This window comes from Salinivibrio sp. PR5 (assembly GCF_001996085.1).
In the GTDB taxonomy this organism is placed as follows: Bacteria; Pseudomonadota; Gammaproteobacteria; order Enterobacterales; family Vibrionaceae; genus Salinivibrio; species Salinivibrio proteolyticus.
Genome location: NZ_MUFK01000069.1, coordinates 1 through 9696, shown reverse-complemented (window position 1 = coordinate 9696; position 9696 = coordinate 1). Strand labels below are relative to the sequence as shown.

6 protein-coding genes are annotated in these 9696 nt (G+C 48.6%); all 6 read left to right on the top strand.

The annotated features are described in order from the left end of the window. Positions 1-488 precede the first annotated feature (488 nt). Positions 489-1514, top strand: a complete 1026-nt coding sequence (locus BZG82_RS15500) for an ABC transporter permease (RefSeq protein ID WP_077455045.1) — start codon at positions 489-491, stop codon at positions 1512-1514. A gap of 1 nt (position 1515) precedes the next feature. Continuing rightward, positions 1516-2559: an ABC transporter permease gene (locus BZG82_RS15495; RefSeq protein ID WP_077479773.1), complete on the top strand. Its 1044-nt coding sequence runs from the start codon at positions 1516-1518 to the stop codon at positions 2557-2559. Positions 2560-2605: 46 nt separating this feature from the next. Further along, a complete protein-coding gene (locus BZG82_RS15490) occupies positions 2606-4432 on the top strand; it encodes an extracellular solute-binding protein (RefSeq protein ID WP_077766261.1) in 1827 nt (608 codons plus the stop codon). 8 nt (positions 4433-4440) lie between these two features. Beyond that, positions 4441-5307 (top strand): ABC transporter ATP-binding protein, encoded by an 867-nt coding sequence (locus BZG82_RS15485; protein ID WP_069588948.1) that lies wholly within the window; start codon positions 4441-4443, stop codon positions 5305-5307. Positions 5308-5322: 15 nt separating this feature from the next. Then, on the top strand, positions 5323-6180 hold the full coding sequence (locus BZG82_RS15480; RefSeq protein ID WP_077455048.1) for an ABC transporter ATP-binding protein: 858 nt from the start codon (positions 5323-5325) through the stop codon (positions 6178-6180). A gap of 177 nt (positions 6181-6357) precedes the next feature. Continuing rightward, a complete protein-coding gene (locus tag BZG82_RS15475; RefSeq protein ID WP_077766260.1) occupies positions 6358-9498 on the top strand; it encodes a DUF3427 domain-containing protein in 3141 nt (1046 codons plus the stop codon). The last annotated feature ends 198 nt before the right edge of the window (positions 9499-9696 follow it).

Sequence of the window (9696 nt, the reverse complement as noted above, 5' to 3'; positions counted from 1 at the left end):
TTCTAGGGTCTGTCGCCGCATAATCTACCTAATGCGTGCATCGGTAGTAGTGGCGTTCACAGGTTCAACGAAAAAGCAGTGAGTTCAGTTTCAAACTGACATGAGTTAACAAAAAATGACATTAATTTGACAATTGTGTTTATAGCGTCTATGGAAACTTATGCGATTTTTTTGCGTAAATTTCTAGAGTAAACACTCAATTGATAGGTTTGTCATATTCTGTAATTTTACTGTCATGTGAATGAATATTGTTTTTTTTATTTTGTAAGTGGCTGGTATCGAAAGAGAAAAAAAGTCTCGCCGTGCAAGTGGAGATCGTTGATTGTGTCGGCAAATCAAGATAAATATAGACCACTTAATTGAAGCGTGTCATACGGATAAATGTTTTTACGCCCGGGATGGCATAAAAACATTTGTGAGAAGGTAGGCCAATGTCGCCTGCCCAAGCATCAGTTAGCTGAAACATAGTTAACAGGGAGTAGTGGACTATGCTGTCGTACTTTTTACGTCGGTTGTTGTTGGTGGTGCCGACTTTTCTTGGCATTACTATTTTGATCTTTGGTATCACCCGTCTCGTGCCAGGGGGACCGGTCGAGCGGATGATGACGCAAATGCAAGCACAAGCCGATGGTGGCTCTAGCCTGCAGCGTGCTGGTGACAGCTCGGCGTTATCGGAAGACCAAATTGCCGAGTTACGCGCCTTTTATGGGCTCGATAAACCCGTGCTGGAAGCCTATGTTGATTGGCTGGGCAAACTCGCCAATTTCGACTTGGGCGAGTCGACGCGCTACTACGAGCCGGTCACTGACATGATCGCCGAGCGTCTGCCTGTCTCGTTGTTTTACGGCGGGATGACCTTCTTTATCAGTTATTTTATCTCTCTTCCGCTCGGTTATTACAAAGCCCTCAAACACGGTTCAGTGTTTGACTCTTCTTCCTCTGTGCTGATCTTTATCGGGTTTGCCTTACCCGGCTATGTGGTCGGGGTATTGCTGATCACCTTGTTTAGCTATCACCTCGAGTGGTTCCCAATGGGGGGCTTTGTTGGCGATGCTTACTACGACGCGACCAGTTTTTGGGAGCGCGCCAAAGATGTGATGTGGCATGCGGTTCTGCCGCTGATTTGTTATCTGATTGGTGATTTTGCCACTCTGACCATGACGATGAAAAACAACCTGATGGAAAACTTATCTGCCGATTATATTCGCACAGCCATCGCCAAAGGGTTGCCGTTCCGTTCGGCGGTGCGCAAGCACGCGCTGCGCAACAGCTTAATTCCGATAGCCAGCCATTTTGGTAACTCTTTATTGTTCTTTATGACTGGTGCGTTTTTGATTGAAGTAATTTTCAATATTAACGGCATTGGCTTACTTGGCTATGAGTCGATTATGGAGCGCGACTATCCGGTGGTGATGGGCATTGTCGCCATCAATGCGCTTTTACTACTGGCCGGCAACATTATCTCAGATATCTGTGTTGCTATGGTTGACCCTCGCGTGAAGTTTGGATCTTGATATGTTGACGTTTAGCCCTTTAACTCAAAAGAAAATCCGCAGCTTTAAACAAATTAAACGCGGTTACTGGTCGTTTATCATCCTTGCCGTGATGCTGGTCTTATCGCTGTTCGCCGAGTTTTTTATTAACAGTAAAGCGTTAATGGTCAAATACAACGGCGAGTATTATTTCCCGGTACTGAGTGATGTGCACTTGGCGAGCGATTTTGGTCAAGTGGGCACTAGCGAAGCTAACTACCGTCAACTTGCCAAAGCCTTTGCCGCGCAGGGCGGTGACAATTATGTGGTGATGCCACTAGTGCCGTGGAACCCGCTTGAACAAGACTTTAGCGGCGATTTTCCACCGACTGCGCCAAGCGCCGAAAACAAGCACTATCTTGGCACCGATGAGATCGGACGCGATATTCTCGCCCGCCTTGTCTATGGCTTTCGAACCGCAATGGGCTTTGCATTACTGACCATGGCCGCTTCGTATGCGATTGGTACTGCGGTAGGTTGTGCAATGGGCTTTTGGGGCGGCAAGTTTGACTTGTTTTTCCAGCGCTTTATCGAAATCTGGTCGATGGTACCGTTTTTGTACGTGATCATGATATTGGTCTCGATTCTTCAGCCCACCTTTGCCCTCTTTGTAGGGATTAACGTACTGTTTGGTTGGATGGCGATCACTTGGTATATGCGCACCATGACCTATAAAGAGTCAGCGCGCGATTATGTGATGGCCGCGAGGGCGCTGGGGGCGTCGACCAGCCGGATCCTTTTCCGTCATATTTTACCCAACACTATGGTGATGATTGTTACTTTGGCGCCTTTCACCATCGCCCTCAATATTACCGCACTAACGGCGCTGGATTATCTCGGCTTGGGGCTGATGCCACCGACGCCAAGTTGGGGGGAGCTGTTGCAGCAAGGCAAATCGAATTTGGATGCGCCATGGATTGTTGCATCCGTGGTGACCTCACTGGTGGTGGTATTGGTGATGGTGACCTTTATTGGTGAAGCGGTACGCGCTGCCTTCGATCCGAAAAAATTCACCCGTTACGATTAATTATTAGCACAGTGAGCAATGTGTGAATCACGATAGGGATATCACGATGAAAAAACTGATCCTTGCGACCTCAATCTCGATGTTTAGCCTGAGCGGTTGGGCAGCCTCGTTGCCTGAAAACCTCAATTGGCAAACCAACTGGGATGCGCCCAAAATTGGCTCACCAGAGGCAAAACGCGGTGGTACACTGCGTACCCATTTATTAAGTTTTCCGCAGACATTGCGCACCGTTGGCCCAGACTCCAACTCAGGTCTGCGTAGCTATTTCCTTGATGAAATGCCCTCATTGGTGAAACGTCACCCTGACACCTTGGAATGGATCCCGGATTTGGCCAACGAGTGGGCGTTTGGCGATGATCATAAAACCATCTACTTTAAGCTCAACCCAGACGCGACCTGGTCTGATGGTAAGCCCGTCACCGCTGATGACTTTGTCTTTATGATGCAGTTTTATCGCTCCAAAGATATTGTTGCGCCTTGGTATAACGACTATTACACCAACACCATTGGTGGTGTCGAAAAAATAGATGCTCACACCATTGCCGTGCGCAGCGCGATTGAGAAAAACGATGACGATTTGCTGTATATTCTTGGCGGTCTCGTTCCACGCCCTGCGCACTTTTATGCCAACCCACGCAAAGATGAAAACCAAGATGGCATTGCCGATGACTATGTGCGCCGCTACAACTTTAAGGCCGAACCCACCGTGGGACCTTATGCGTTAGGACGAGTGCAAAAAGGCCGAAGCGTTACCTTTGAGCGCGTGGATGACTGGTGGGGTTATACCAACCCGTATTATCAACATCGCTATAACGTCGATAAGATTCGAATGCGTGTAATTCGGGATAATGACATTGCCATGAAGCACTTTGAAAAAGGCAATTTGGATGTGTTCGATTTGATTCTGCCCGATATCTGGCACGACAAAACCCAATCTGAACCCTATAGAAAGGGCTACATCACTAAGTATTGGGGGTATAACGAGATCCCAGTTGGCGCGGGTGGCTTGTGGCTAAATACCGCCATGCCATTGCTGGATGACATCAATGTGCGCAAAGGCATCATCTATGCCACTGACTTTGATGGCATGATCAAAAAAATCACCCGTGGTGACTACTCGCGTAAACCGCATGCGATGGGCTTTGGTCATGGTGAATACGACAACGACGGGGCGACACCGCCTGCGTTCGATCCTAAAAAAGCGGTCAGTTATTTCGAAAAAGCCGGCTTTAATCAGGTGGGGCCAGATGGCATTCGTATCAACGACAAAGGCGAGCGTTTAAGCTTTGCGATCACTTATGGTTATCAACACCACACGCCGCGTATTGCTTACTTAAAAGAACAAGCTAAAAAAGCGGGTCTGGAATTTACCATTAACTTGGTCGATGGCTCATCGGCGTTTAAATACGTGTTGGAGAAAAAGCACCAAATTGCCTTTCTCAATATGGGCACTTCCGAAGTTCCTGCCTATTGGGAATACTTCCACTCGGATAATGCCAATAAAGCGCAAACCAATAACCATACCAATTACAGCGCTCCAGAGTTGGACGCGTTAATTATGGCTTACAAAACGGAGTTTGATCTGGAGAAGAAGTATCAGTTGTCGCACCAGATCCGCGCTAAGATTTCTGAGGCGAGCGTGATTGCCCCGGGTTACATGGTGCCGTATGTGCGTCAAGGTTTTTGGCGTTATGTACAAATCCCAGATAACGCGATGACCAAGCGCACAGAAACCATGATAAGTAACGGGTCGGTGATTGGTCTTGGCACATACTGGATTGATGAAGAGATGAAAGAAGCCACCGAAGAAGCCATGGACGAAGGTAAAGCCTTTGAACCTGTAACCATCATTGATGACAGATACAAGCTGTAGAGGCAATTATGACGCAGGATGTCATTCTATCGGTTAAGGATTTGACCGTTAATTTTACCACTGACGATGGCCCCCGTGAGGTACTTCACGGGGTGAGCTTTGAGGTCAAAGCCGGGCGCACGCTCGGCTTGGTAGGCGAGTCGGGTAGCGGCAAAAGTGTCACCGCGATGTCAATTATGGGCTTACTCCCTAAGCCCTATGGGCAAATAACGGGCGGCGAAATCTTATACCGCGGGACCGACTTGGTCACTCTGCCCGCCAAAGAGCGCTATGCAATGCGCGGCAATCGGATCTCGATTATCTTTCAAGACCCGATGACAGCGTTAAACCCTGTGCACACCATTGGCCGACAAATCAATGAAGTCTTGACGCTACACCGCCCAGAGCTGGACAAAAAAGCCCGCGCGGCGTGTGCGCTCGACATGCTGGCTAAGGTGAAAATCCCGATGCCAGAAAAGCGGCTGAACGAGTATCCGCATAACCTGTCTGGCGGGATGCGTCAGCGGGTAATGATCGCGATGGCACTGGCCTGCAAGCCTGATATCTTGATTTGTGATGAGCCAACCACCGCCTTGGATGTAACGGTGCAGGCCTCGATTTTGGATTTGATTAACGAACTGCAAGAAGAAACCGGCATGGCGGTAATTTTTATCACCCACGATCTAGGAGTGGTCGCCGAGGTATGTGACGATGTGGCGGTGATGTACGATGGCCAAATTCGCGAACGGGCCGATATTTTCACACTCTTTGATCACCCAGCCCATCCGTATACCAAGCGTTTGTTGGGATTAATGCCAGGGCGTCACCATCAACCCAAGCAGATGATTGATATTCGTCCGTTGGAAGACTTTGATGCTGCGCCATCATCTACGTAGTTGCAGGAGAACGAGATGAGCAAGGAAGTCCTCAGAGTAGAAAATCTGAAGCAGTATTTTGTCTCGGGCAAAGGCCTGCTTCGTCAAGGCTACACCATTAAAGCCGTCGATGGCGTATCGCTCTCGGTGTCACAAGGCGAAACGCTGGGGCTGGTCGGTGAGTCGGGATGTGGCAAAAGCACCCTTGGCCGTACCATGCTTAAGCTGTTTGAGCCGACTGAAGGGAAAATTTTCTTTGAAGGTAAAGACATCACGCATTTATCGCCACGTCAGATGCGGCCACTGCGCAAAGACATGCAGATTGTCTTTCAAGACCCGCTCGAATCGCTAAACCAGCGCCATACCATTGGCGGGATCTTAGAAGAGCCCTTTATTATTCACAATATTGGCACCGCGAAAGAGCGTCGCCAGTGGGTACTTGAGCTATTAGACAAAGTCGGTTTACCCCATGATGCGGTTAACCGCTATCCGCATGAGTTTTCGGGTGGTCAGCGCCAGCGGATTGGTATTGCACGAGCGATCGCCCTTAAACCGAAACTGCTTATTTGTGACGAATCCGTCTCTGCCTTGGATGTGTCGGTGCAGGCACAGATTCTTAACTTGCTGCTGAAGTTACAGCAAGAGATGAACTTGGCGATGATTTTTATCTCCCATGACTTATCGGTGGTCCGTCATATCTCCGATAAGGTGGCAGTGATGTACTTTGGTCATGTGGTAGAAGAGGGGCCGACTGAAACCGTCTACCATCATCCCCAGCATGAGTACACCCAAAAGCTACTCTCCGCGATCCCAATCACCCACCCCAAATATCGCAAACACAAGCGCCGCGCCGAGCAACCGGTGGCCGAAAAAAAGCCTGAAGCGGTGAGTTAAGTACACGCCCCTCTGATGAGGGGCGTGGTTGTTTGGCGTGTCGGCACATTGAGCCGTTGATAGAGTCTGGCTCAACTCTTTGTTGCTATTGTTTGAAAAATATAGAAAAGTGACCCTTTCATAGCGCCTACAACCCGTGGTTTGTAAGGTGAAACTGACTCATCACGTGGAAGGAAAATGCAGCAGGTCGGAATTTATGAGCAGCTGGTAACGCAGCTTATTGAGAGCCGTATTGATCGAGAACGATTCTATGTTGGTGAGCGAGAGCTTACCAGCAACGAGGCGTCCGTTTGGTTGTCTCGCTTTTTATCGCATGTTTTACATCATGTGCTCGACGCGGTGCCCGCCAGTGACGATCGCCTAGCTCAGCAGATTTCGCTATCCAACCAATTCTTGCTGTGGCTGAAAACCCAGATCCACGATAAAGACATTATCGACGATAATTTGCTCGCGAGTCAGGGGAAAATCCTGACGGCCCTTTATGAGTTTGAAAATCCGATAGCATCTGATTTACCGCGTTATGTGCAAGATATTTTCCCATTCACCGGCTTAACGCAAAGTGAGCTTTTTTGTGGCAGTAATGCGGGCCTTTCATTGGAGTCAGAGCTGAAAAGGGAGATTTTATCCGCAGACAAAATCTATTGGTTGGTGTCATTCATCAAGTGGGCGGGGATAAGAATTTTCCGAAAAGAGCTGGAAGCCTTTACCCGCAGTGGTCGCGAGTTAAAGGTCATCACCACATCATACATGGGCGCGACAGACGCGAAAGCGGTGGAGTATTTAGCCAGCCTACCTAATACCGAGGTGAAGTTAAGCTACAACACTGAGCGCGAGCGTCTTCACGCAAAAAGCTATTTGTTTCTGCGCGAGACCGGCTATCACACCGGTTATATTGGATCGTCAAACCTCTCTCATTCTGCACTGACGAATGGCTTGGAGTGGAACCTCAAAATTACCTCGCAAGAAATTCCCCATATTATCAATAAATCACTCAGCACCTTTGAAACGTATTGGGCGTCGAATGAATTTGAGCGGTTTGATGGAGATGTAAAAAGTACCGAAAAACTGAATCAAGCCCTTCGGCAGCAGCGGGGTGGCGAAGAAGATGGTGCTACGTTTTTCTTCGACCTCTCTCCTTTCCCTCACCAGCGTGAAATTCTGGAGCAGCTGACGGTTGAACGTCAGACGCATCAACGTTTTCGCAATTTAGTGGTGGCGGCAACAGGCACTGGTAAGACACTGATCTCTGCGTTTGATTTTGCCCGTTTTTTGAAAAAACACCCTGATGCCAACTTTTTATTTGTGGCCCATCGTGAAGAAATCCTTAAGCAAGCGCGTGCGGCCTATCGAGGGGTATTACGTAACAGCACCTTTGGCGAGCTGTGGGTCGGTGGTCACACGCCAGATCATTACCGTCAGCTGTTTGTCTCGATTCAAACATTGAACAACCAGCTCGATACGATCAACTTGACGGCCGATTACTATGACTACATTGTGATTGATGAAGTGCATCATATTGCTGCGAGCAGTTATCGAGCGGTTTTGCACCACTTTTCGCCGTCAGTACTACTGGGTCTGACGGCGACACCCGAGCGTCACGATGGCGGCGATATTCTCGCGGATTTTGGTGGCGTTATTGCGGCTGAGGTTCGGTTGCCAGAGGCGATTAATCGTCGTCATCTTTGCCCATTCCAATATTTTGGTATTGATGATGATACCGATCTGAGGACCATTCCTTGGCAACGTGGCCGCTATGATATTGCACAGCTGACTAACCTCTATACCTCCAACCAAGCGCGGGTGGATAAGATATTACTCAGCATGAACGAGATCATCACGGATCTTAGCCGTATGAAAGCACTCGCTTTTTGTGTGAGTAAAGAACACGCTCAATACATGGCTCAACAGTTTTCACTGCAAGGACTGAAGGCGGATGTGTTGACCAGCGACAATCGGCATGAACGCCAGCGAAAGCAGCAATCGCTGCGCGCCGGTGAGGTGAATGTGCTTTGTGTGGTTGATATTTTCAACGAGGGGGTCGATATTCCTGAAGTGGATACCTTATTGTTTCTGCGTCCCACCGAGAGTTTAACCATTTTCCTTCAGCAGCTAGGCCGCGGTTTACGGCTAGCCGAAGGCAAAGAGTGCTGTACCGTACTGGACTTTGTTGGTCATTCGCGTCCCGAGTATGACTTTGCAAATAAGTTTCGGGCGCTGGTGGGCAAGAGCGCTCGAGCGATCAATCGTGAGATTGAACAAGGCTTTCCCCATGCGCCTTTGGGCTGTCGTATTGAGCTTACTAAGCGCACCCAAGAAATGGTCTTGGATAACATCCGCAAAGCGTCGCTAACGCTAAGGCGCTTAGTGGCAATGGTTCGGCAATATCCTCAACACACCCACCTGCCGCTGACGCTAGCGAACTTCCTAACCTTGTATCCGCATATTGATTTGAACGAACTATACAAGCGGGGCTGTTGGTCAGAATTGGTGTTCAAAGCAGAACTACAGGTTAATGATTCTCTTGTTGATGAAAGTGCACTTAAAACAATCAAGAAGGCGATTTTTCAGCGGATTTTAACTACGGATGATCATGCGTATCTACAGTTTTTACAGCAGCTTTGCCAAACAGACTTTGCGCCTGATACGGGTAGCGAACGGCATCGACTCATGTGCCATTATGATGTTTGGCAACAAACTGGGCCAGCACTTGGTTTTTCATCCATTGCGCAAAGCTTTGCCGCGCTAAGGCGGCTGGGCATCAAAGCAGAATTAGTGGATGTGGTGGACTGGAAACTATCACAAACCAAGCACGAGCAGTCGCGGATGGACGATTTGCCTGATGTGCCATTGCGGCTTCATGCGCGATATTCGCGTGAGCAAATTCTAGTTGGCTTTGGCGCTACCACCTTTGAGCGGCAGCCACCTGCACGAGAGGGGCTCTATGCGCTTAAAGATCAAAACATTGAGTTGCTATTTGTCACCTTGGATAAAAATGAAAAGCAATTTTCCCCGACGACCATGTACCACGATTATGCGATCAACGCGTCACGCTTTCACTGGCAATCGCAAAACAGCTCGCGTCCTGATAAAGGCCGAGGCAAAGATTACATTCAACATCAAAAAATAGGGAAGCGCCTGTTTTTGTTTGTACGTGAGCAAACCAAGGATGAATTCGGGCGTACCATGGGGTTTGTGAATTTTGGCGAAGTGAATTATATCTCGCACACCGGATCTCAGCCGATGGATATTACGTGGGAGCTAGCCACTCCGATGCCAAACTTTATGTGGCAGCAAGCGGCGAAGCTGGCAGTAGGCTAGGAGCCGATGCGCGTCTTTTGTCTTCACGAGCCTCAAATGTAGGGCAAATAATGGCTGGGTGAGTATCGGGTAGGCTAACCAGATAGAGACAGCTCAATATAGCGCGCTCGAGCTATCTCTATCTGTCTGAACGTCAGTGCTGAGAATCGCTATTGATTACTCAATATTCTGGATCTGAATGTGGGTTTTATTTTAATG

Coding starts and splice junctions, on each gene's coding strand:
- BZG82_RS15500 (WP_077455045.1), top strand. CDS start 489: ATGCTGTCGTACTTTTTACGTCGGTTGTTGTTGGTGGTGCCGACTTTT.
- BZG82_RS15495 (WP_077479773.1), top strand. CDS start 1,516: ATGTTGACGTTTAGCCCTTTAACTCAAAAGAAAATCCGCAGCTTTAAA.
- BZG82_RS15490 (WP_077766261.1), top strand. CDS start 2,606: ATGAAAAAACTGATCCTTGCGACCTCAATCTCGATGTTTAGCCTGAGC.
- BZG82_RS15485 (WP_069588948.1), top strand. CDS start 4,441: ATGACGCAGGATGTCATTCTATCGGTTAAGGATTTGACCGTTAATTTT.
- BZG82_RS15480 (WP_077455048.1), top strand. CDS start 5,323: ATGAGCAAGGAAGTCCTCAGAGTAGAAAATCTGAAGCAGTATTTTGTC.
- BZG82_RS15475 (WP_077766260.1), top strand. CDS start 6,358: ATGCAGCAGGTCGGAATTTATGAGCAGCTGGTAACGCAGCTTATTGAG.